We start from the raw sequence: 21,600 nt of genomic DNA on the forward strand, positions 1-21,600 counted from the left end.
CGTTCTCAGTCCCGCGCCGCGAGGTCCAGGACCTCGCGCGGCAGATCCTCGACGCGCGCCGCGTCCCACGGAAGATCCCAGCCGCCAGCGGCCAGCACCTCGGTGAGCAGCAACCCGGTGAACCCCCACACGAGCATCTCGCGGACGCGGAAGGCGGGCCCCAGCTTGAGCCCGGACGGGTGCCGGACCGTCAGCCGGTTCGCCGGGTCGACCAGCTCGGCGATCGGCACCCGCGCCACCATCGCGACCTCCCCCGGATGCCCGGGAGCGATCTCGGACGGCTCACGCCACCACCCGGCGACGGGGGTGACCCGGTGCTCACTGCGCGACAGGTACAGCTCGGGCAGCGAGCACAGCACGTCCACACCGGACGGCTCGACGCCCGCCTCCTCCCACGCCTCCCGCAATGCCGCCGCGACGGGGCCGTCGTCCTCGGGGTCGATGCGGCCGCCGGGGAACGCCGGCTGGCCCGCATGCTTGTTGAGGGTGGCGGCCCGCTCGGTGAGCAGGACGTCCGGCCCCTCCGGCCCCTCCCCGAAGAGGATCAGCACCGCGGCGGCGCGGGCGTCCCGGGGGGGCTCGAAGAGCGGCGGCACCGACATCCGCGGTGCCTCGGCGCGGAAACGGTCGAGCCACTGCGGGTACGAGGGTGGGGTCTCGGTCACGCCTGTCCCAACTCCGATACGCTCACGTTCCTTCCCAGTCAGATATCCGTTCGGATACCTCTCGCCTTGCCGCGGTACCTTCGGATGTGGGCTCCGTTCAGGAGAACGGGCCGGTCTTCACCAGTTTGCGGGCCGTGGCCTCGTCGGTCGGCCCCTCCCCGAACGCCGGGCAAAGCCGGGCAATCGGGCAGGCGCCGCAGGCGGGACGGCGTGAATGGCAGATGCGGCGGCCGTGCCAGATGAGCCGATGCGACAGCATCGTCCAGTCCTTGCGGGGGATCAGCTCCCCGATCTCCTTCTCGACCTTGACCGGATCGGTCTCGTCCGTCCAGCCGAAACGGCGGGCGAGGCGGCCGAAATGGGTGTCGACCGTGATCCCCGGGACGTCGAAGGCGTTCCCGAGGACGACGTTGGCGGTCTTGCGCCCGACGCCCGGGAGCGTGACGAGGTCCTTCAGCCGACCCGGAACCTCGCCGCCGTAACGCTCGCTCAGGTCGTGCCCCAGCTTCATGATGTTGTTCGCCTTGGCCCGGAAGAAGCCGGTCGACTGGATCATCGTCTCCAGCTCCGCGCGGTCCGCCGCGGCATAGTCCTCGGCGGTCCGGTAACGGGCGAAGAGAGCCGGTGTGACTGCATTCACCCGCCGGTCCGTACACTGGGCGGACAGGATCGTGGCGACCAACAGCTCAAGTGGATTCGTGAAGTCCAGCTCACAGTGGGCGTCGGGATAGAGCGCGGCGAGTTCGCGGTTGATCCGCCGAGAACGGCGGACGAGTGCGAGGCGCGTCTCGTCCCGGGACCTGGTGGGCTGGCGGGGCACCGCCGCGGGGGCGGGACTACCGTTGCGAGGCACGTGGGCAAGGGTACGTGTTCGGTCCCGCGTTTCGGCGCGCCGTGACCCTACCTTCACGTACGCGGTGGGACGTACGTCACACTATGCATGTAGGTGTTCGAGGAGGAGAAGCGTGACCGACCGCGACGTGGATGTTCTCAGCAGAGCCCCGCTCTTCGAGGCCCTCGACGAGCAGGGCGCCAAGGCGCTGCGCGCCAATGTGACCGAGGTGCGGCTCGCCCGGGGCCAGACCCTCTTCAACGAGGGCGAGACGGGCGACCGCCTGTACGTCGTCCTGGAGGGCAAGATCAAACTGACCCGGACGGCGCCGGACGGCAGGGAGAACCTGCTGAGCGTGCTCGGCCCGAGCGAGATGTTCGGCGAGCTGTCGCTGTTCGATCCCCGCCCCCGGACCGCCAGCGCCATCGCGGTGACCGAGTGCCGGCTCGCCGGGCTCGGCCACGACGATCTACGTCCCTGGCTCACCGGCCACCCTGAAGTGGCCGTGCAGCTACTGCGCGCCCTCGCTCAGCGGCTGCGCAAGACCAATGACGTGATGGCCGACCTGGTGTTCACGGACGTGCCCGGGCGTGTCGCCAAGGCGCTGCTCGACCTCGCCGAACGCTTCGGGCAGCCGTCCGAGGCCGGCCTGCACGTCCACCACGACCTCACGCAGGAGGAGCTGGCGCAGCTCGTCGGCGCGTCCCGCGAGACGGTCAACAAGGCGCTCGCCGACTTCGCCCAGCGCAACTGGCTGCGGATCGAGGCGCGGGCCGTGGTGATCCTCGACATCGACCGGCTTCGCAAGCGCTCCAAATGACCGAAAGGGCCTGCACGGTCACGCCATCGGCGCCGTGATCGTGCGGCCGGCACCACAGGCGCACCCACGCCGGCATCACAGCGCACCAAGCGCCCCCCTGCACACAACCGCACCGCAGCCCCCGCGCGCCCCCGCGCGCTTGGGGGTCAGTTGCGAGTCTTGAGATAGTCCAGCTGCGACTGGACGGACCACTCCGCCGCCGGCCACAGGGACTTGTCCACATCGGCGTAGACGCGCTCCACGACCTCACGCGCGGTCGAGGCGCCCGCCGCGACGGCGGCCTCCACCTGGGCGAGACGCTCGCGACGGTGGTCGATGTAGTGGTCGAGGGCGGCCAGCGGATCGTCCAGCTTCGGTCCGTGGCCGGGCAGGATCGTGGCGGCCCCCATATCGGCGGCGAAGGTACGGAGCCGGTCCAAGGAACTCATGTAGTCACCGAGCTTGCCCTCCAGGACGGTCGTCCCGTACCCGAGGACGGTGTCGCCGGTCAGGACGGCTCCGTCGGCCGGCAGCCAGAACGTGAGCGAGTCGTCGGTGTGGCCGGGTGTCTCCATGACCCGCAGTTCCAGGCCGCCCGTGGTGATCACGTCCCCTTCGGACAGGCCCTCGTCGCCCAGCCGGTGGCGCGGGTCGAGCGCCCGCACCCTGACCCGTTCCCCGGCGAGGCCCGCGAACTTCGCGGCGCCGGCGGCGTGGTCGGGGTGGCCGTGCGTGAGCAGGACGAGGCCGACGCGGCGTCCCTGGGACGCGACGATGTCCACGACGCGGCGCAGGTGCCTGCCGTCCTTCGGGCCGGGGTCGACGACCACGACCTCCTCGGCGCCGGGCTCACCGATGATCCAGGTGTTCGTCCCGTCCAGCGTCATCGCGGACGGATTCGGGGCAAGCACGCAGGTGGCCCGTTCCGTCCCCATCCCGTCGATATCGCTCATCTCACCCATCCTGCCCGAGGTTCGATCAGGGTGACGGACCGGGTTCCAGCCCCAGCGCTCCATGTGACGCAACGCCGACGTGCCAGCGAGCCGCCACACCACGGCCCTGGACATCACGGCCCTGGACATCACGATTCTGGACATCACGACCCTGGACACTGCGGCCCTGGACAGCGGCATCCTCCGGCGCGACGTCATGACAGGGTCACCTCGGTGTCATCCCGGCGCGTAGTGCTGCTCGATGCCTTCGGGCAGGACGAGATACGCCTCACCGTCGATGATCTCCGCCGTGGGCTCATAGACGATGATCTCCCGTGGCGCCGCGAGGACGTCCGCGACCGTCTCGAACGCGGCCAGTTCGGAGAGCGTCGCCACGGTCGGCGGCAGCATGAACCAGTCCCCTCTGCGTCCCCGCTCGGCGGCCTCGGCCGGACGCACCCACGCCACCTGGTCAGCCTCGGTGCTGACATCTCCGGCACGCTGTCCTTCTGGGATCGCTGCAACGAAGAACCGCGTGTCATAGCGTTTCGGCTCGACCGCGGGCGTGACCCAGTGCGTCCAAGGTCTGAGCAAGTCAGAGCGTAGGACGAGACCACGCCGGTCGAGGAACTCACCGAACGACTGAGAACGATCCAGGAGAGCCCGACGGTCGGCTTCCCAGTCGTCCCCTCGCGTGTCGCCCACCACGGACGATCCCGTCGGACCCGCCAGCAGGACGAGGCTCTCCTCGAACGTCTCTCGGACGGCCGCACACACCAGCTCGCGGGCGAGCGTCTCGTCCGCGTTGAACGCCGCACCCCACTCGGCGGGCGACGGCCCCGACCAGGCAAGCGCCGCCTCCCCGTCGCGCGAATCCACCGCTCCACCGGGGAAGACATACGCGCCCGGCGCGAACGTCATCGAGCGGACCCGCCGCAGCATGAACGCCTGGAGCCCGTGCTCTGCATGATCACGGAGCACCACCACCGTCGCCGCGTGCCGGGCCGGAGCCGGTTCCGCCCGTCCGGCGAGGACATCCTCGACCCTCGTCCGCAGCTCCGCCGGGAGCTTCAGCCCGTTCATCGCCGTCCGGTAGTGATCGGGCACCGCATGATCCTCATGGCGTGTCATTCGGACATACCGAACGGCATTCCGTCAAGCCCGGCGGTGTTCAGGCGACCTCGGCGATGACCTCGACCTCCACCACCGCGTCGCGCGGCAGAACGGCCACGCCCACGGCGCTCCTCGCGTGCCGGCCCGCGTCGCCGAACACCTCGCCCAGCAGGTCGCTCGCCCCGTTGATCACCTGTGGCTGCCCGTGAAAGTCGGGGGAGCTGGCGACGAACCCGACGACCTTGACGATCCGCGCGATCCTGGACAGCTCTCCCACTTCCGCCTTCAGGGCGGCGATCGCGTTGAGCGCGCAGATCCTGGCCTGCTCGGTCGCCTGTTCGGCGGTGACGTCCACGCCCACCTTGCCGGTCAAGGTCAGTTCACCCTTGACGATCGGAACCTGTCCGGCCGTGTAGACGAGCGAGCCCGTCCGCGCCGTGGGGAGGTAGGACGCCAGCGGCGCGACGACCTCCGGCAGTTCGAGTCCGAGTTCGCCGATCCGCTCCTCGGGCGTACTCATGGGCCACTCCCCTCACAGCCGACGCGGGCCCGACGGCCCGCCCACCGATCAAGCTTCGCACAGCGCCGACGGGACGGGCACCGCCCGCGGCGAGCCACGTTCGCACGTCCGCCGGTACTGTCGCGATGGTTCAGGACTGGACTTCGCGCTTGAAGTACGCCACAAGGTTCTCCGGGTTCGGCCCCGGCAGGACGGTGACGAGTTCCCACCCGTCTTGGCCCCAGTTGTCAAGGATCTGCTTGGTCGCATGCACCAGCAGCGGAACGGTCGCGTACTCCCACTTCGTCATGGCCATCACCCTAGCGATCTGCCTGCCTCCCGCCGTTCCGAACCCGCCCTCTCGTCCGACGATCAGGTCTGCTCGGCGCGGAGCATGATGCGGCGGAGCAGATCGGACAGTGTGCGGCGCTCATCGGCGTCCAGGGCCCCGAGGGTGCGGTACTCCTCGTGGCCGACGCCGCCCATCGCGCGGAGCCAGGTCGCCCGTCCCTCGTCGGTCAGCTCGACGATGACGCGGCGCCGGTCGGTGGCCGACGGCGTCCGGCGGACGAATCCGCGGCGCTCCAGCGCGTCCAGCCGTCCGGTGATCGAGTTCGGTGCCATGCCCAGATCCGCCGCGAGCTCCGAGGGCGTGGCGTGCCCGTGCCGTCCCGCCAGACCGTGCAACGTGTCGTACTCGTGCCGCTGCAGATCGACTTCCACCAGCGACCGCTCGCGGACGCGTTTCAGGTGCTCCACGAAGAAGGCCATCCGCGTCACGGCCCCCTCGATATCGGGATCGAGGTCGGGCAGGATCGGCAACCACCGCGCGACGTGCCCGTCCGTCCGATCGCGCGATGCCTCGCCCGCCTCCACCGGCTCGCCCGCTCGCGACGCGGCGCCGTGTTCGGCGCGACGGTTCAGGTCCTCTCTCCGGCCCATGCACGGATCGTAGGCCCCACGCCGCGAACCGGCCCCATGCTGCTAGGGCGGGGAGTCGCTGAGCAGGCGGGAGTGGCCGAGTCAGCGCAGGACGGCCAGCCGGCCGCCGAGCCCGATGAGATGCCGCCGGTGGCAGTGTCGATGCGGCGATGGGCCCTCCGCCTGCGGCGCGGCCATCCCCCGATCCGCCCGGCCAGCACGCCACCGCGACGTGGACGGCTGCGGGGACTCAGTCCTGCTCGGGCGTGCTGCCGCGATCACCCGCGTCCTTGCCGTCGGTACCGAGCCCTTGAGCGGCTGGGTCTTCGCCGCCGGAGATCCCGCGCGGGTGGTCATCGGCTGGGCCGGACACCTCCTGCGGGCGCTCGGCCTTGTCCAGGCCATGGTGCTGCTTGGGCTCGTCCAGTCCGATGACCGGCGGGACGTCCTCGGCGGACTCCAGCGTGGACGGCTGCTCCGCCGCCTTGGCCAGTTCCTCTTCCGCCCTGGCGAGCCGCTCACCGAGATCCCGCCTGGTCTCGCCGCCTTCGCCGGACGGTGCGGAGCCGCCGCCTGCCGCACGGTCGAAGAAGCGGAGGATCTCCACCGGTAGCGGCATGACCAGCGTGCTGTTCTTCTCGGCGGACACCTCGACCACCGTCTGCAGCAGGCGCAGCTGGAGGGCGGCCGGGTCCTGCGACATGATCTCCGCGGCCGCCGCGAGACGCTTGGACGCCTGGAACTCGCCGTCCGCGGTGATGATGCGGGCACGGCGCTCGCGCTCGGCCTCCGCCTGACGGGCCATCGACCGCTTCATGCCCTCGGGCAGCGACACGTCCTTGATCTCGACCCGCTCGATCAGCAACCCCCACGGATCCTGGGTGATCTCGTCGATGATCCCGCGCAGCCGGGTGTTGATCTTCTCGCGCTCGCCGAGCAGCTCCTGCATGTCGGCCTGCCCGATGACGGACCGCAGCGACGTCTGCGCCACCTGCGAGACCGCGTAACCGTAGTTCTGGACGTTGACGATCGCCTTCACCGGGTCGACCACCCGGAAATAGACGACCGCGTCGACCCGGACGCTCACGTTGTCCTGCGTGATGCCCTCCTGGGCGGGCACCCCCATCGTGACCGTCTGCTGGTTGACCTTCTGCATTCGTTCAGCGATCGGCAAAATCACGGTCAGACCGGGGCTTCGGACAGCGCCCGGACGCAACTCGCCGCCGCGCTGCACCTGGCCGAACCGGAACACGATCCCGTGCTCGAACTGCTGCACGACGCGAAGGGACGACGCCAAGGTGAGCAGGCCGCCCACCACGACGATGAGCAAGATGACTAGGGCCACCGCTTCCATCACGGGCACCTTTCTCGCGTGGACAGCCTGAACCCCCCGAGGCTCAGACGCACCCGGCTCACAGGCCGGTTTCACATTTCCAGCTAACCTCGCGAGCACGCCGGAAACAACGCCATCACGGTCTGGGACGGCACCGTGTCAGGGATCACTTTCAGCAGCGAGGACGGCCGCTAAAGTCCTTGCCGAGTGAACGATATGGTCGATCAGGTGAGCGCGAGAGACATCGACTGGGACGGCGTGCGCCTGCACGTGGTCACCGGCAAGGGCGGCACCGGCAAGACGACCGTCGCTGCCGCACTCGCCCTGGCCCTGGCCGCCGGCGGCCGCAAGGTCCTGCTGGTCGAGGTCGAAGGGCGGCAGGGCATCGCCCAGCTCTTCGACTGTCCACCCCTGCCCTACGAGGAGCGCCGGGTGGCCGTCGCACCGGACGGCGGGGACGTCTACGCCCTGGCCGTCGACACCGAAGAGGCGCTCATGGAGTACCTCGAAATGTTCTACAGCCTCAAGCGCGCCGGGAAAGCGATGTCCAAGCTCGGCATCGTCGACTTCGTGACGACCATCGCCCCGGGCCTGCGCGACGTGATCCTCACCGGCAAGACCAGCGAGTCAGTCCGGCGCAAGAAGAAGGACGGCTCCTTCATCTACGACGCCGTGGTCATGGACGCCCCGCCCACCGGCCGCATCACCAAGTTCCTGAACGTCAACGATGAAGTATCCGGACTCGCGAAGGTTGGACCGGTCCGGAACCATGCCGACACCGTGATGAAGGTGTTGCGCAGCCCCGAGACGGCCGTGCATTTCGTCACGCTCCTGGAGGAGATGCCCGTCCAGGAGACGATGGACGGCATACATGACCTCACCGAGGTCGGCCTGCCGATCGGCGGAGTGATCGTCAATATGGAGCATCCTCCCGTCCTGGACGAGGACGACCTCGCCGCTGCCGCCGCGGGCACCCTGGACACCGACGAGATCCTGCGCGGCGTCAAGGCGGCCGGCCTCGAACACGACGCCGAGCCCATCGCGGCCGTCCTCGCCGCGGAGGCCGTCGAGCACGCTCGCCGCACGGCCCTGCAACGTCGCGAGAAGGAACGCCTGGAATCGATCGACCGGCCCCGCTACACGCTGCCCCTCCTCTCCGACGGCATGGACCTCGCCGGCCTGTACGATCTGGCCGCCGCTCTCCGCGATCAAGGTGCCGCATGAGACGCTCCGAGCCGATGATCCGACGCCCTCGACGGGGCCGCCCGCCAGGCGGCGTCGCCGACCCGTCGGCGTCGCGCGGGCGCATGGCCTCCGTGGTGGTCACGCCTGCCGGAGCCGCGTCCCGAACGGGGGAAACGATCCGATGAGCCCGACCGGCAAGACCCCGCCCGTCCTGGACGTGGACGCGCTGCTGGACGATCCGCGCACGAAGATCATCGTGTGCTGCGGCTCCGGCGGAGTGGGCAAGACCACCACCGCCGCCGCCCTCGGTGTCCGGGCCGCCGAGCGGGGACGCGACGTGGTCGTCCTGACGGTGGACCCCGCCCGCCGGCTCGCCCAGTCGATGGGCCTCTCCGAACTCGACAACAACCCGCGCAAGATCGACGTCGAGGGCGACGGCGAACTACACGCGATGATGCTCGACATGAAGCGCACCTTCGACGAGATCGTCGAAGCGCACGCCGACCCGGACCGGGCCAAGCAGATCCTCGCGAACCCCTTCTACCAGTCGCTGTCCTCCAGCCTTTCCGGCACCCAGGAGTACATGGCCATGGAGAAGCTCGGTCAGCTGCACCGCTCCGGCGCCTGGGACCTGATCATCGTCGACACCCCGCCGTCGAGGAACGCGCTGGACTTCCTGGACGCACCCGAACGGATGGGCCGTTTCCTCGACGGCCGCTTCATGAAGATCCTCGCCGCACCGGCCAAGACCGGCGGCCGCTTCGGCGTCAAGGTCATCAGCGCCGGGTTCGGCGTGTTCACCGGTGTCATCAACAAGATCCTCGGCGTCCAGCTGCTCCGGGACGTGCAGACCTTCGTCGCGGCCTTCGACACGATGTTCGGCGGGTTCCGGGAGCGCGCCGAGAAGACGTTCAAGTTGCTGCAGACGCCCGGCACCGCATTCCTCGTCGTGGCCGCTCCCGAGCCGGACGCGCTGCGCGAGGCGTCCTACTTCGTGGAACGGCTCGCCGAGGAACGCATGCCGCTCGCCGGGCTGGTCGTCAACCGCGTCCACGAGTCCGCGGCCGAAAGCCCGTCCGCGGCCCGCAGCCAGGCCGCGGCCGAGACACTGGAGGAGCGCGGCGAGCACATCCTGACCGCCGCCCTGCTTCGCCTGCACACCGACCGCATGCAGCTGGCCGCCCGCGAGCAACGCCTCCGCGACCACTTCGCGTCCACGCACCCGACCGTCCCGGTCACCGCCGTGCCGGCGCAAGCCGAAGACATCCACGACCTTGAGGGCCTACGCCGGGTAGGCGAGGACCTGGCCGCTCCGTCCGCCCCAACCGCTGCCGCCTGATTTCACGTTCCGTCAGACCCCCGGTCACGGTCGCCACGTAACGTCGCAATGCCACCGAAACAGTCCTACAAAGCACCCTTGTCAAGCGTTGACCTGCGATAATGCGCGTCACTGACGCTGATCAGGGTGAGACTTCACGACACGGCCACGATGTTCATCTGATCGCCAAAGTACCGGCCGCAGGAAAGGCCCTTGGCGTCAGACCAAGAAATGTGCCGTCATGTGACAATTTGTCCGTGATACCCAGTTGAGCCGATGGTCGTCCGACGATCCGGGGACGCCGAAGCCACTGGAACGGCACCGACATCGTCCGGGCACCGCGGCAGGCCCGCACCTGGAACGGTGCAGGCCCGCGACCGCGTTTCCGCAGACCGTACCGGCCGCATTCGATCTCGACCGGACGGAGCCGACAGACCTGACCATGGCGGCTGCCTGGGCAGCGGCACACGGACAGGGAGAACCGTCCGAGCATGTCCACGCCCGGACGTCCCACCTCGAACAAGACGGTCGACCAGCCGACCAGACCGGCCCCACCTGCGGAGCCCGGACTAGGCCGACACTGCATGGCCTGACCACCGTAAAAACCGACCACCTGGACGATTCGACCACCGGACGGGTCGACCGCCTCACCGGGTCAGCTGGCGACGAGCTCTTCCTCGTCGACATCCACCGACCGCTCGTACTCGTCCTTCGCGGTCTCCAGCAGCTCGCGCCACGATTGCACGTCCGGCCGCCGACGCAGGAGCGCGCGGCGCTCCCGCTCGGTCATCCCGCCCCACACGCCGAACTCGATCCTGTTGTCGAGGGCGTCGGCGAGACACTCCGTGCGCACGGGGCAGCCGCGACAGATGAGCTTGGCTCGGTTCTGCGCCGCTCCCTGCACGAACAGGGCGTCCGGATCCGCGTTACGGCAGGCGGCGCGGGCGGTCCAATCCGTGATCCACATCTTGGCCCCACTCCCCTAGGGTCTGTGTCGATTTGCGCTCCTTGGCCGGACGGGCGCGGACGTCAGGCCGCCAAACGAAAGCCGTGGGGAAGAACTTACGGAAGCGAGGGACGATTCAACAGTCCCCGATGGGCCCATTCTCGATATAGCCCACCGGGGCCATACCGCCGGAACGGACTAGTTACCTGTAGTTGACGCGCCAGACATGGCGCAGGTTGTCACGACGGGGACAGAACGGACGGACCGGCGCCGATCGATGCGACCAGGGGGGACCTGTCCCGATTGCACTGGTCGTCCCGCGTACTCTAGATCCCGTGCCCGATGCGAAAACAGATCGAGGTAAGGCCCTCTCCACGCTGGTCCGGCTGCTGGGAGCGGGCGTCGTCGCGGGCGTCCTGGTCGCGTTCATCGCGTTGCCCGGCGTCGGCAGCGCGGGACTGACCGCCCGCGACGCCGCGAACAACTTCGAGGACATGGACAGTCAGCTCAGGACGACACCACCGTCCGAGAAGACGGTGATGTACGACGCCGCGGGCAAGCCGGTCGCCACGTTCTTCGACAAGTACCGCGAGTCCGTCCGCCTCGACCAGGTCGCCCCCATCATGCGGACGGCGATGGTCGACATCGAGGACTCGCGTTTCTACGAGCACGGCGCGCTCGACCTCAAGGGCACCATCCGCGCGCTGGCGTCCAACGTCGAGTCCGACCAGACGCAGGGCGGCTCGACTCTGACGCAGCAGTACGTGAAGAACCTCCTGGTCGACAGCGCCAAGACGCAGGAGGAGTACCGCGAGGTCACCGCGCCGACCGTCGCCCGCAAGCTCCGCGAGCTGCGCTACGCGCTCGACATCGAGCAGCGCTTGACCAAGGACCAGATCCTTGAGGGCTACATGAATGTGGCCTACTTCAGCGCCGGCGCCTACGGCGTGCAGGCCGCGTCCAAGCGCTACTTCAGCAAGCCGGCGTCCAAGCTGAACCTGGGCGAGGCCGCACTGCTCGCGGGCATCACCCAGAACCCCACCGCGTACGACCCCATTCGGAACCCGAAGGACGCGCGGAAGCGGCGCGACACCGTCCTGAACCGGATGGTGGAGCTCAAGCACATCACCAAGGCGCAGGCCGACCAGGAGGCCGCCAAGCCGATCCTGCTGAACCGCACCGACCCGGTCGGCGGTTGTGAGTCCAGCAAGGCGCCGTACTTCTGCGAGTACGTGAAGTACGACATGCTCAACATCCTGTCGAACGGCAAGTACTGGGAGATGAAGCCCAAGCAGCGGCAGGACGTCGTCAACAAGCTCAACCGCGGCGGCTACACGATCCGCACCACACTGGACATGGACGACCAGCGCGCGGTCGACCAGTCCCTGCGCGGGCACGTCCCGCCGGGCGGCAACCGCGTCGGCGCCGAGGCGATGGTCGAGCCCGGCACGGGCAAGGTCCGCGCCATCGGACTGAGCAAGCGGTTCGGCGCGGGCAAGGGCCGCACCACCATCAACCTTCCGGCGGACGCCCTGCACGGCGGCGGCAACGGAGTGTCGGCGGGGTCGACGTTCAAGGTCTTCACGCTGGCGGCGGCGCTCAACCAGGGCATCCAGGTCAGCACCACCATCAACTCCCCGCAGACGACGAGCGTCAACGGCTTCGCGCCCTGCAAGTACACCGGGAACTACCAGGGCAAGAAGTACGACAACGACATGGCCGGCGGCGGCAACTGGACGTTGTCCAACGCAGGCGACAGCGAGGCCGGCAACTTCAACCTCAAGTCGGCGACCTGGCACTCGGTCAACACCTTCTATGCCCAGCTGGAGAAGCGCGTCGGCGTCTGCAACGCCGTCAAGATGGCCGAGAAGTTCGGCATGAAGCAGGGCAACGGCAACGCCCTGTACCCGGCCCCGTCCCAGGTCCTCGGCACCAACGACATCGACATGGTGCACCTCGCCGCCGCCTACGCCGGCTTCGCCGCCCGCGGCAGGTACTGCGCGCCGCTCTCGGTGACCGAGGTGATCGACTCTGACGGCAAGAAGGTCAAGCTGCCCAAACAGGACTGTCACCAGGCAGTGGACGAGGCGGTCGCGGACAAGGTGAACTCGATCCTCCAGGGCGTCCTCACCAAGGGCACCGCGGCGGGCCGCGGCATCGGGCGTCCGGCCGCCGGGAAGACCGGCACCTGCGAGGAGTTCACCTGCGCGGTCTTCGCCGGCTTCACCCCGACCCTCGCCGCCGCCACCGCCTACTGGGACTTCCGCGGTCCCTGGCAGTACAAGGTCTACGGCGTCTACGGCGCTGACATCCCCGGCGGAATGTGGCAGCAGAGCATGCGCAACGCGCTGGCCGGGACGCCCGCGCCGAGCTTCAACACCCCGTCCCGCGACTTCGGTGACACCACCCCCGTCCCGAAGCTCAAGGGCGACACGGTCGCCGCCGCGAGCGCCAAGCTCAGGGACGCCGACCTCAAGGTCAAGGTCGCCTCCGGTTCCGTCGACTCCGACCAGCCGAAGGGCACGGTGGTCTCCACCTCGCCGGACGCCGGCACCGAGGTCCCGCCGGGAACCACCGTCATCCTCTACGTGAGCTCCGGCCGCAAGAAGGACGGCGGGCAGGGTCGGCCGGGCGACGGCTGGCCTCCCTGGGAGAACTGAAGAAGGGCCCGGCATCTGCCGGGCCCTTCTCCGTTCCAGGGGTCATGTCGATGAAGAGCGGAACCGCGCAGTCACCAAGCCGAGGGGGCTCTTTTCGGCTGCCCTACGGTCCGACACTCGGCCGGACGCACCCGCACGGAAAGACGATCAGGTGGCGAGTTGGCGCTTGACCTCCGCCGCGACGCGTCCGCCCTCGGCACGTCCTGCGACCTTCGGGTTGACGACCTTCATGACCTGGCCCATCGCACGCGGACCCGCGGCACCCGAGGCGGCGATCGCGTCCGCCACCAGCGCGGTCAGTTCCTCATCGCCCAGCTGCGCCGGCAGGTACTCCTCCAGGACGGCGCCCTCGTCCCGCTCCGCCTGCGCCTGCTCCGCCCGTCCCGCGTCACCGAACGCCGTGGCGGCCTCCCGGCGCTTCTTCGCCTCCCGGGTGAGCACCTTGACGACCTCGTCGTCCGAGAGCTCGCGCGCTTGCCTGCCCGCGACCTCCTCGTTCTTCACCGCGGTGAGGGCCATCCGCAGGGTGCGGGTGCGCACCTCGTCGCGGGCCTTCATCGCGACCGACAGATCGGTCTCCAGTCTCGCCTTCAGGGCACTCATGGTCACATCATGCCCGTCCCAGCCCACTTGCCTCATCAGCATTACCGTGGGGTGCCCGTGTCTGGAAGCATGGAGTCCTGGGAAGGGAGAACCGTGCGAAAGATCTACGCCGTGCCCCTGGGCCTCCTGGGCGCGGGCGCCGCGACCTTCGGGTACGCCTCGGTGATCGAGCGGAACTGGTTCCGCCTCCGCCGCTTCGATGTGCCGGTGCTGCCGCCCGGCCGTCCATCGGTGAAGATCCTTCACATCTCCGACGCACACCTGACGCCCGGCCGCGCACGCCTGATCCGCTGGGTCCGATCCCTGGACGCGCTGGAACCCGATCTGGTGGTGAACACCGGCGACTCCATCTCGCACCGCGACGCGATCGGCCCCTTCCTGGAGGCGCTGGGCCCGCTCCTCGACCGTCCGGGCGTCTTCGTGTACGGGTCCAACGACCTTTACTCGCCCGTCTTCAAGAACCCCCTCCGCTACATCTGGCGGACGAGCAAGTCCGACTACAAGCGCAACCCCCGCGAACCCGACCTTCCGTACCGCGAGCTCGGTTCGTCCCTCCAGGCCGCCGGCTGGCTCGACCTCGACAACCGCATCGGCCGCCTCAAAGTGGGCGAACTCGACGTCGAGTTCGGCGGCATCGACGACTCCCACATCAACCGCGACCGCTACGACAAGGTCGCAGGCCCGGTCGACCCCCAGGCCGACGTCCACCTGGGGGTCATGCACTCCCCAGAGCCCCGCAACCTGGACCGCTTCGCCGCCGACGGCTACGACCTCCTCCTCGCCGGCCATACCCATGGCGGCCAGGTCTGTGTCCCCTTCTACGGCGCCCTCGCCACGAACTGCGGCATCGACCGTCCCCGCGTCAAGGGCCTCCACCGGCACCAGGGCTCCTGGCTGCACGTCTCCGCGGGCCTCGGCACGTCCCCGATGGCCCCCATGCGCTTCTGCTGCCCGCCCGAGGCATCCCTCCTCACCCTCGTCCCCCGCTGATGGATCTCCGCGAACGCTGGAAGACCGACCGTCTTCCAGCGGCGATGTACGACTACGCCGTCCAGAACGGCCCCATCTCCCACATCGGCGCCCGCCTGCTCTGGGGCTATGACATCAGCCACCTCCGACAGAACATCGAGGCACAGGACCCCGACGCCCTCACCCTCGACATCCCCTGCGGTGGCGGTATAGCCATCCAGGACAACCCCCGCCACGTGGCCGCCGATCTCTCCCGCACCATGCTCGACCGAGCCCGGGGCCGTGGCGCCGCCCTCGTCCAGACGGACATCAACAAGCTCCCCTTCCCCTCGTCCACCTTCGACCTCTGCGTCACCTACAACGGCCTCCACTGCCTCCCAGACCCCGAGAACGCGATCCGCGAGCTCTCCCGCGTCCTGCGCCCCGGCGGCACCCTCCGCGGCACCACCATCGTCCGAGGCGCCGGACGCGACCGCGTGATCACCGCCCTGCGGCGCCTCAACCTCTTCGGCCCCACCGGCACCAGATCCGACCTGCGCCGCTGGCTCACGTCCGCCGGCCTCACCGACGTCCACCTCACCCCGAGCGGCGCCGTGACCGGCTTCACCGCCCGCAAGCCGGCCGATAATGAGGACGCACCACCCCCGACCATCCGCTAAGGTGGTCTAGGCGCCGGGAGGCACGTACGACTCCCGGGCAGCCACCACCGGGGTGTAGCGCAGCTTGGCAGCGCGCTTCGTTCGGGACGAAGAGGTCGTGGGTTCAAATCCCGCCACCCCGACGCTGGCGAAAGCCCCCTTCCGATCATGGGAGGGGGCTTTTTCGTGGCCGTACAGCAGTGAAATACAGCAACGGCTACACCTCAGATCGCGCCGACGGCATCAGTGGCGAGGGCGACGCCCTCCCACACAGGAGCCCGACGACCATGGATCACGTCCCGGCTGCAAAGGAACCCGGACGAACCCAGCTGAATGCTGCTGGGCTTCAGGGAAGCCAAAGGCGGATCAATGCCCGACACTAGTCATATCGGTCATAACATGCCCGTATGGATCTGTCGCCGATCACACGCGAGGCGGTCTTGGACGCGATGGCCGAGTGTGATCACGTCGGCCGCGACCGCTTCCTTGAGCGATACGGCTTCGAGCGAGCCCGCCAATACTTCCTCTATCACGACGGTGTCCACTACGACTCCAAGGCCATCATCGGGGTGGCATACCGCTACGTGACAGGGCGTCCTCTAGCTGCCGGTCAGTTCTCTGGTGGGCAACGAACGGTCGGTCGACTCCTCGAACACTTGGACTTCAAGGTGGTCACTGACGAGCCGCCCTTGCCTCAGCAACGTCTCCTTGCCCTTCTCGGAACGCTACGCGTCGCCAACACCCCGGACGGCCCCGCTCGACACCAGCCCATAACCCTTCTTTGGGCTCTGGGGCGGGCGGCCCACCACCGTCCGCGACTGGTTACCTGGGAAGACGCCCACCCTGAGCTACGCAGTCTCATGCGCGAGTACGGCCAGCCCAGCTCGAAGGCGACGCCGGAGTTCCCCCTTATCGCACTCGCTCGCACGAACCTGTGGGAACTACGAGGCCATGTTGGGCCGGTCCCAGCAGCACACGGCAAACCGATCAGCTGGCTTGAAGAGCAGCATCCATCATTCGGCCTTACCGCCTGGGCCTACGAGCTCGTCGTATCCGACCCCTCCACGCGCGCAGAAGCCGTCGACACACTCGACGGACTCTTCTTCGACGGCAGGATCCCTGACGGACTGCTGAAGGAAGTCGGCCTGCGCCGAGCAGACGACACTAATATGACGCGTCCTCACGGAACGAGTGCACTGGAGACGTACCTGCGCCTCTGTGGAGAGATCGAGGCTGCCGAGGCACGTGGCGACCACGATCGCATGAGGCACACTGCCCGCGACCAGCCCGTACGCTCGCCAGCCGCAGTCAAGGCCGTCTTGGTTCGAAGTGCCGGACGCTGCGAAAATCCGACCTGCACTGGTCAGCCGCAAGACGTCACCAAGAACGGCGGTCCGATTCTCGAGGTCGATCATGTCCAGGGCCGGGCGATCTGGGGCCGTGACCACCCGATCCAAATGATTGCTCTCTGTCCAAACTGCCACGCCATCAAAACCAGAGGGCGAACGGCTGAGCAGCTTACAGAACTCCTCCGGCTGGAAGCCCGATCGAGACACAGCGCTTGGTTGTCGCGCACCTGAGTTGCCGGGCCGGCCTCCAAATTCGAAGCGACCGTCAGCAAACTGTTCACCACCAAGCCACGGGGCCGCCGATCAGGCCTACACCCCTGTCACGAACCTTCGACCTTCGAGCGAGGCTCTTGTTCCCAGATCGCTCCTTGGAAAGGTCGGCATCATGGTCGAGGGGCTGGCCGCCTTCGGCCCTTCTTCCGGCTGACGGCCTGGTCCATCTGGCAAAAGCCTTGCTCGGCTGCTTGAGTGGGCACCCAGTTGGACGTGATGGCCGAAGGAGTTCAAGGCATGGCAACAGGGGCTCTCGACGGACCGGTTCCGGCATCAGCCGGGCATGGGCAGCGAATCCTTGGCCTCCTGGACAAGGCCATCGAAGTTCAGAGCCCATTGGTGCGCAAGAACATCGCCCGGGCTCGCCGGCGGAACCCAGAGGCGACACCAGCAGAGGTAATCCGCAATCTGGAGCGGATGTACATCAGCGCCTTGACCGGAACGGGTGCTGCCGTTGGAGGGACTGCAGCCGCGCCTGGAGTCGGCACGGGAGTCGCACTGGCACTGTCGGCAGGCGAGACTCTCTCAACCCTTGAGCTGAGTGCCCTCTTCGCTCTCTCGATCGCCGAAGTCCACGGAGTCCCCATCGACGAGCTCGAGCGCCGCCGAACGATCGTGATGGGCATCATGCTCGGCGGGTCGGGCTCCGCCACCATCTCCAAGGTCGCCGAGCGTACGGGGCAACACTGGGGACGTCAGGTCGTCTCCAAGGTGCCGGTCGAGACGTTGCGTCAGATCAACAAGATCTTGGGGAAAAACTTCGTCACCAAGTACGGGACCAAGCAGGGAATCATCGTTCTCGGTCGAGTGGCACCTTTCGGTATCGGGGCTGTGATCGGTGGTGGCGCCAACGCTGCCATGGCCACCCTGGCTGTCAGGGCCGGTCGTCGCGCATTCGGCCCACCCCCGACGGCGTGGCAGAGCTGACGGACAGCTAGGAGGACCGGGTAGCCGGCCCTCGTTACAGCTTCGCCCCTCTATCGAGCGCTTTAGCGGTTACGGGTTTTGGCGTGCGCTTCTAGGGCGGTCTCGGCGCCATCGGGAAGAGTGCGCAGGTAACCCTCGGCGGCGGCACAAGCCTTACAGGGGGATTGCTTCACTGAGAGGTATCCATTTTATTGAGAGCGTCAACGATTTCGTGTATTTGATTTCTAAAGCGCCGAAGGGCGTCGGGGTTGTCGGGGAAGACACGCTGTTCGTCCTCGTCAACGAAGCCGTTGTGCGCAAACCTGCCGGCACCCCAGATGATGATCCATGCCAACATTCGTAGATCCAGGTCGGCGGCGATCCCCTCCCACGGATTTGTTGTCAAGATCTTCATCAATGGCGCAGGGTAGTCTCGTGGAGAGAGGTGTATGTCGGCAGCATCTCCGAGGCCTCGCTGGTCCCACAATGCAGGCAGCTCCGGGTGCGCCACGATGAAATCCAAGAATGCGTCCACCGCACTGTGGATTCCTTCGATCGAGTTGGAACTCTTCTTGATCGCCGCAACGATCTGCGTTGTCTCGATGTGGTGCAGCCTCGCGAACACCTGCCGATAGATCTGCTCCTTCTCGGTCTGCCCAAGGACGGCGAGGTCCACTTCGGCGACCTCGCTGATCATTTTTACGGTCGTCAGATCATAGCCGATCTGGGAGAAGAGCTTTTCTGCTGCGTCCAGAATTCTCTCGTCAATATCGAACCTGGGAGTCATGAAATAATCACACCCGAACAGTCTTCCGTTGCCTCAGTCAGGTCCCTACTGTCCTCTATCCCTCCATCGCCGACTGAAGACCAAGGAGGAGTAAATACGGGCCGCTACGGACTGTCCGGACGGACACGTCAAGCCCTGTCACCCGGTGGGCAGTCGGCCGCGAGACGGAGCTGACGATGCCACGCTCAGGGACGCAGAAGTTGCCGGATCCGTGCGGCCTCTCGGGTGAGGTGGTCGCGCTCGGGCAGGCTGGTGGCGGCGCGGGAGGCTTCGGCATACAGTTCGGCGGCGCGTTCGAGGTCGCCGGCGCGTTCGTGCAGGTAGGCCGTGGCCGCGGTGTAGCGGGGCAGGTCGGGGCTCACGTGGGCCAGCGCCGCCAGGCCGGCCCTTGGTCCGTCGGCCTCCCCGACCGCTACGGCGCGGTTGAGCCGTACCACCGGGCTGTCGGTGAGGGCCAACAGTTCGTCGTACCACTCCACGATCTGCGTCCAGTCGGTCTCGGCGGCGGTCGGGGCGTCGGCGTGCAGGGCGGCGATCGCGGCCTGTGCCTGGTATTCGCCCAGCCGGTCGCGGGCCAGCGCCGCTTGCAGGATCGCCACCCCTTGGGTGATCAGGCCGGTGTCCCAACGCGACCGGTCCTGTTCACCCAGCGGTATCAGGCGATTTCCCAGGCCTGTGCGGGAGGCGCGGCGCGCATGGTGCAGCAACATGAGCGCGAGCAGTCCCGCGACCTCGGGCTCGTCGGTCAACGCGGCGAGTTGGCGGGTGAGGCGGATCGCCTCGGCCGCGAGGTCGAGATCTCCGCCGTACCCCTCGTTGAAGACCAGGTAGAGCACGCGCAGCACCGTCCCCAGATCGCCGGGCCGGTCGAGCGGCTGCCCCGCGAGACGGCGTTTGGCCCGGCTGATCCGCTGCGCCATCGTCGCCTCGGGGACCAGGTAGGCCGCCGCGATCTGCCGAGTGGTCAGGCCACCGACCGCGCGCAACGTCAAGGCGACGGCCGAGGCCGGCGGTATGGCGGGATGCGCACACAGGAAGTACAACCGCAGCGTGTCGTCGGTGGCCGGCGCCGGACCGGCAGGAGGCTCGATCTGGACGGCGAGTTCCCGCCCTCGCCGCGACGTCTCGGCGCGGGTGGCGTCGAGGAACTTGCGCCATGCGGCCGCGACGAGCCATGCCTTCGGATCGCGCGGTGGGTCGTCCGGCCAGGTGTCCAGCGCCCGGATCAGGGCCTCCTGCACGGCGTCCTCGGCCGACGCGAAGTCGGCTCCGCGCCGGACGAGGACACCGATCACCGCAGGCACCAGCTCCCGCAGTAGCGATTGGTTCACTCCGTGACCGTGGGCGACTCGCCGTAGAACGGCCGGACCTCAAGCCACTCGTGGACGGGCTTGCCGCCGGCGCCGGGAGCGGCCGACAACTCCGCGGCCAGTTCGACCGCGCGATCCCAGGACTCCACGTCGATGACGTACCAGCCGGCGATGAGGTCCTTGGTCTCGGCGAACGGACCATCGGTCACGGGCGGGCGGCCCTCCCCGTCGTATCGGACAAACGTCCCTTCGGGCGCCAGTGCCTGGGTCTCGACGAACTCACCCGTCTCCTCCAGACGGGCCGCGAAGTCACGCATGAACTGCACGTGCGCGTCGACCTCTTCCGGCGTCCACTGGTCCATCGACCCGAAGTCGACAGCCGGGGCCGGGCCACCCCGGTAGTGCTTCAGCAGCAGGTACTTCATGGCGGTTCTCCTTGTTTCGTAGATACTCGGTCAGCTGCGCTGACGTTCGGCTCGTTGCCGGATCAGTTCCTCGACCGCGCTGGGGAGGGTCGTGTCGAAGTCAATCAGTTTCGCCCAGGTCGGGATCACGGTGATCCGGACCATGCCGTCGTAGAGCGAACGGACCTCGGCCTCCCAGTGGACCCGTTGCTCGGCCGTCATCTCGTAGCTGCCGTTCATCTGGAGGTATTCGTCCGGGATACCGTCGACGACCTCCAGCTCCGCCTGACCGCGGATCAGCAGGATCTTCGGCGGATGCACCTCGGTGTCGATCGTCAGGGCCACCGCCGGGTTGTGCCGCAGAGCAGGAAGTTTCGGGGCGTTCTTCGAGGTGCACATGACGATCCCGGAGCCGTTCCAGGTGAACGCGATCGGGATCGAACGCGGCGTCCCGTCCTTGGCGACGTAGGCCAGACGGGTCACGTCCCGGGCTAGCAGTTCCTGGCTGATCGGACGGTTCAGCACCTCCGCGATCTCATCCGGTTGCACGGTCGGCCTCCTCCTGGTTCATGTGGCCGTCGTGGCCAACTCGTACCCCAGGGACGAAGCCGACGCCGCATTCTCGACATCCGCGACGCCCCGATTTCCACGACTTGGTTCCGGCCGTCTCACCGCAGGGTGTGGCGGCCCCCTCCCGAGGCGGCCCAGCCCGTACTTTGCCCAGACGGCATCCATGGCGCCTCGTGGGCTCGCAGGCCGATCACCTGGTGGTTCCCGCGGTCCACCTCAGGAGGCGCCACGTCCGCCCGCTCCGCCGGACGGGTGCGGTGTTCCTTCTTGCACGGCCTTGCGGAACAGGGGCAGGTCGCCCGCGACGGACCGTTAGCCGACCAGCTCGCCCGACAGGACGGTGCTCCTCTCGGGGGCGTGGAGGGAACAGAGCCGGTTGCTGTCCCCGTACCGAGCCGGCTCGCCGAGGAGGTCGGCGCCGTGGGCGCAGGCGGGCGACGACGTCGATGTCGTCGACGGCGAAACATGGCACGATGCAGGCCCAGCGCGTCGGGTGGCGGGTTCCCCGGTTCGGCGCTGACCGCCGTCAGGGTGTGGTGCTTCGTCAGCTCCAGCTTGCTGTGGCCGTCCGGGGCGGGCGACGGCAGC

General features: G+C 68.1%; 22 protein-coding genes and 1 tRNA gene. 9 read left to right on the forward strand and 14 right to left on the reverse strand.

Features of this window, described 5'->3' with window-relative positions:
• Window positions 1-5 precede the first annotated feature (5 nt).
• Window positions 6-665 carry an NUDIX hydrolase gene (locus AMA02S_RS01565; protein WP_439951575.1) on the reverse strand — a complete coding sequence of 220 codons (660 nt, stop codon included), beginning with the start codon at window positions 663-665 and terminating at the stop codon, window positions 6-8.
• 97 nt (window positions 666-762) lie between these two features.
• Window positions 763-1,485 carry an endonuclease III gene (gene nth, locus AMA02S_RS01570; protein WP_067450372.1) on the reverse strand — a complete coding sequence of 241 codons (723 nt, stop codon included), beginning with the start codon at window positions 1,483-1,485 and terminating at the stop codon, window positions 763-765.
• 145 nt (window positions 1,486-1,630) lie between these two features.
• On the opposite strand from nth, the gene AMA02S_RS01575 reads away from it, so the two are divergent.
• Window positions 1,631-2,317, forward strand: coding sequence for a Crp/Fnr family transcriptional regulator (locus AMA02S_RS01575; protein WP_067450375.1), 687 nt, complete (start codon window positions 1,631-1,633; stop codon window positions 2,315-2,317).
• A gap of 146 nt (window positions 2,318-2,463) precedes the next feature.
• Here AMA02S_RS01575 and AMA02S_RS01580 read toward each other — a convergent pair whose 3' ends face one another.
• The 6 genes from AMA02S_RS01580 to AMA02S_RS01600 form a co-directional block, all read right to left on the reverse strand.
• The gene (locus tag AMA02S_RS01580) at window positions 2,464-3,249 is read right to left on the reverse strand and encodes an MBL fold metallo-hydrolase (RefSeq protein ID WP_245667304.1); all 786 of its coding nucleotides are present in this window, start codon (window positions 3,247-3,249) and stop codon (window positions 2,464-2,466) included.
• Between the two features lie 216 nt (window positions 3,250-3,465).
• The gene (locus AMA02S_RS01585) at window positions 3,466-4,311 is read right to left on the reverse strand and encodes an NUDIX hydrolase (protein ID WP_067451456.1); all 846 of its coding nucleotides are present in this window, start codon (window positions 4,309-4,311) and stop codon (window positions 3,466-3,468) included.
• A gap of 88 nt (window positions 4,312-4,399) precedes the next feature.
• Window positions 4,400-4,861 carry a RidA family protein gene (locus tag AMA02S_RS01590; RefSeq protein WP_067450382.1) on the reverse strand — a complete coding sequence of 154 codons (462 nt, stop codon included), beginning with the start codon at window positions 4,859-4,861 and terminating at the stop codon, window positions 4,400-4,402.
• 130 nt (window positions 4,862-4,991) lie between these two features.
• Complete coding sequence (gene sp36, locus AMA02S_RS41225; RefSeq protein WP_131897152.1) at window positions 4,992-5,150, reverse strand: Sp36 family protein; 159 nt, start codon at window positions 5,148-5,150, stop codon at window positions 4,992-4,994.
• Between the two features lie 62 nt (window positions 5,151-5,212).
• Complete coding sequence (locus AMA02S_RS01595; protein WP_084264423.1) at window positions 5,213-5,782, reverse strand: MarR family winged helix-turn-helix transcriptional regulator; 570 nt, start codon at window positions 5,780-5,782, stop codon at window positions 5,213-5,215.
• A gap of 229 nt (window positions 5,783-6,011) precedes the next feature.
• Window positions 6,012-7,115, reverse strand: coding sequence for a slipin family protein (locus AMA02S_RS01600; RefSeq protein WP_084264424.1), 1,104 nt, complete (start codon window positions 7,113-7,115; stop codon window positions 6,012-6,014).
• 207 nt (window positions 7,116-7,322) lie between these two features.
• On the opposite strand from AMA02S_RS01600, the gene bagA reads away from it, so the two are divergent.
• Both bagA and bagB read left to right on the forward strand, forming a co-directional pair.
• Complete coding sequence (gene bagA, locus AMA02S_RS01605; RefSeq protein ID WP_084264502.1) at window positions 7,323-8,318, forward strand: ATPase BagA; 996 nt, start codon at window positions 7,323-7,325, stop codon at window positions 8,316-8,318.
• Between the two features lie 142 nt (window positions 8,319-8,460).
• Window positions 8,461-9,618 (forward strand): ATPase BagB, encoded by a 1,158-nt coding sequence (bagB, locus tag AMA02S_RS01610; RefSeq protein ID WP_067450390.1) that lies wholly within the window; start codon window positions 8,461-8,463, stop codon window positions 9,616-9,618.
• Between the two features lie 634 nt (window positions 9,619-10,252).
• On the opposite strand, the gene AMA02S_RS01615 is transcribed toward bagB, so the two are convergent.
• The gene (locus AMA02S_RS01615; RefSeq protein WP_067450393.1) at window positions 10,253-10,564 is read right to left on the reverse strand and encodes a WhiB family transcriptional regulator; all 312 of its coding nucleotides are present in this window, start codon (window positions 10,562-10,564) and stop codon (window positions 10,253-10,255) included.
• Window positions 10,565-10,878: 314 nt separating this feature from the next.
• Between AMA02S_RS01615 and AMA02S_RS01620 the strand changes: the two genes are divergently transcribed.
• The gene (locus tag AMA02S_RS01620; protein WP_084264425.1) at window positions 10,879-13,203 is read left to right on the forward strand and encodes a penicillin-binding protein; all 2,325 of its coding nucleotides are present in this window, start codon (window positions 10,879-10,881) and stop codon (window positions 13,201-13,203) included.
• A gap of 147 nt (window positions 13,204-13,350) precedes the next feature.
• On the opposite strand, the gene AMA02S_RS01625 is transcribed toward AMA02S_RS01620, so the two are convergent.
• A complete protein-coding gene (locus AMA02S_RS01625; RefSeq protein WP_067450396.1) occupies window positions 13,351-13,806 on the reverse strand; it encodes a GatB/YqeY domain-containing protein in 456 nt (151 codons plus the stop codon).
• A gap of 93 nt (window positions 13,807-13,899) precedes the next feature.
• Between AMA02S_RS01625 and AMA02S_RS01630 the strand changes: the two genes are divergently transcribed.
• From AMA02S_RS01630 to AMA02S_RS01650, 5 genes are all read left to right on the forward strand, one after another.
• Complete coding sequence (locus tag AMA02S_RS01630; RefSeq protein ID WP_067450400.1) at window positions 13,900-14,796, forward strand: metallophosphoesterase; 897 nt, start codon at window positions 13,900-13,902, stop codon at window positions 14,794-14,796.
• A complete protein-coding gene (locus AMA02S_RS01635) occupies window positions 14,796-15,434 on the forward strand; it encodes a class I SAM-dependent methyltransferase (protein WP_067450403.1) in 639 nt (212 codons plus the stop codon). The genes AMA02S_RS01630 and AMA02S_RS01635 overlap by 1 nt, the downstream gene beginning before the upstream one ends.
• Window positions 15,435-15,482: 48 nt before the next feature.
• Window positions 15,483-15,556: transfer RNA gene (locus AMA02S_RS01640), tRNA-Pro, on the forward strand.
• Window positions 15,557-15,820: 264 nt separating this feature from the next.
• The gene (locus tag AMA02S_RS43215) at window positions 15,821-16,993 is read left to right on the forward strand and encodes an HNH endonuclease signature motif containing protein (RefSeq protein WP_174550923.1); all 1,173 of its coding nucleotides are present in this window, start codon (window positions 15,821-15,823) and stop codon (window positions 16,991-16,993) included.
• 237 nt (window positions 16,994-17,230) lie between these two features.
• Window positions 17,231-17,962 carry a hypothetical protein gene (locus tag AMA02S_RS01650; RefSeq protein ID WP_245667305.1) on the forward strand — a complete coding sequence of 244 codons (732 nt, stop codon included), beginning with the start codon at window positions 17,231-17,233 and terminating at the stop codon, window positions 17,960-17,962.
• A gap of 169 nt (window positions 17,963-18,131) precedes the next feature.
• On the opposite strand, the gene AMA02S_RS01655 is transcribed toward AMA02S_RS01650, so the two are convergent.
• The 4 genes from AMA02S_RS01655 to AMA02S_RS01670 form a co-directional block, all read right to left on the reverse strand.
• Window positions 18,132-18,728 (reverse strand): TetR/AcrR family transcriptional regulator, encoded by a 597-nt coding sequence (locus AMA02S_RS01655; RefSeq protein WP_067450411.1) that lies wholly within the window; start codon window positions 18,726-18,728, stop codon window positions 18,132-18,134.
• Between the two features lie 185 nt (window positions 18,729-18,913).
• Window positions 18,914-20,059 carry an RNA polymerase sigma factor gene (locus AMA02S_RS01660; protein ID WP_067450414.1) on the reverse strand — a complete coding sequence of 382 codons (1,146 nt, stop codon included), beginning with the start codon at window positions 20,057-20,059 and terminating at the stop codon, window positions 18,914-18,916.
• A complete protein-coding gene (locus AMA02S_RS01665) occupies window positions 20,056-20,463 on the reverse strand; it encodes a YciI family protein (protein ID WP_067450417.1) in 408 nt (135 codons plus the stop codon). The genes AMA02S_RS01660 and AMA02S_RS01665 overlap by 4 nt, the downstream gene beginning before the upstream one ends.
• A gap of 30 nt (window positions 20,464-20,493) precedes the next feature.
• Window positions 20,494-20,991, reverse strand: a complete 498-nt coding sequence (locus AMA02S_RS01670; RefSeq protein ID WP_067450420.1) for a pyridoxamine 5'-phosphate oxidase family protein — start codon at window positions 20,989-20,991, stop codon at window positions 20,494-20,496.
• Window positions 20,992-21,600: the final 609 nt, after the last annotated feature.

This window comes from Actinomadura macra NBRC 14102, assembly GCF_001552215.1.
GTDB lineage: Bacteria > Actinomycetota > Actinomycetes > Streptosporangiales > Streptosporangiaceae > Spirillospora > Spirillospora macra.

Bases quoted from the DNA above. Each gene is read 5' to 3' on its own strand.
- AMA02S_RS01580 (WP_245667304.1), bottom strand. From the start codon at position 3,249: ATGAGCGATATCGACGGGATGGGGACGGAACGGGCCACCTGCGTGCTT.
- sp36 (WP_131897152.1), bottom strand. From the start codon at position 5,150: ATGACGAAGTGGGAGTACGCGACCGTTCCGCTGCTGGTGCATGCGACC.
- AMA02S_RS01655 (WP_067450411.1), bottom strand. From the start codon at position 18,728: ATGACTCCCAGGTTCGATATTGACGAGAGAATTCTGGACGCAGCAGAA.
- AMA02S_RS01600 (WP_084264424.1), bottom strand. From the start codon at position 7,115: ATGGAAGCGGTGGCCCTAGTCATCTTGCTCATCGTCGTGGTGGGCGGC.
- AMA02S_RS01590 (WP_067450382.1), bottom strand. From the start codon at position 4,861: ATGAGTACGCCCGAGGAGCGGATCGGCGAACTCGGACTCGAACTGCCG.
- AMA02S_RS01635 (WP_067450403.1), top strand. From the start codon at position 14,796: ATGGATCTCCGCGAACGCTGGAAGACCGACCGTCTTCCAGCGGCGATG.
- AMA02S_RS01595 (WP_084264423.1), bottom strand. From the start codon at position 5,782: ATGGGCCGGAGAGAGGACCTGAACCGTCGCGCCGAACACGGCGCCGCG.
- AMA02S_RS01585 (WP_067451456.1), bottom strand. From the start codon at position 4,311: ATGAACGGGCTGAAGCTCCCGGCGGAGCTGCGGACGAGGGTCGAGGAT.
- AMA02S_RS01665 (WP_067450417.1), bottom strand. From the start codon at position 20,463: ATGAAGTACCTGCTGCTGAAGCACTACCGGGGTGGCCCGGCCCCGGCT.
- AMA02S_RS01615 (WP_067450393.1), bottom strand. From the start codon at position 10,564: ATGTGGATCACGGATTGGACCGCCCGCGCCGCCTGCCGTAACGCGGAT.
- AMA02S_RS01625 (WP_067450396.1), bottom strand. From the start codon at position 13,806: ATGAGTGCCCTGAAGGCGAGACTGGAGACCGATCTGTCGGTCGCGATG.
- AMA02S_RS43215 (WP_174550923.1), top strand. From the start codon at position 15,821: ATGGATCTGTCGCCGATCACACGCGAGGCGGTCTTGGACGCGATGGCC.
- bagB (WP_067450390.1), top strand. From the start codon at position 8,461: ATGAGCCCGACCGGCAAGACCCCGCCCGTCCTGGACGTGGACGCGCTG.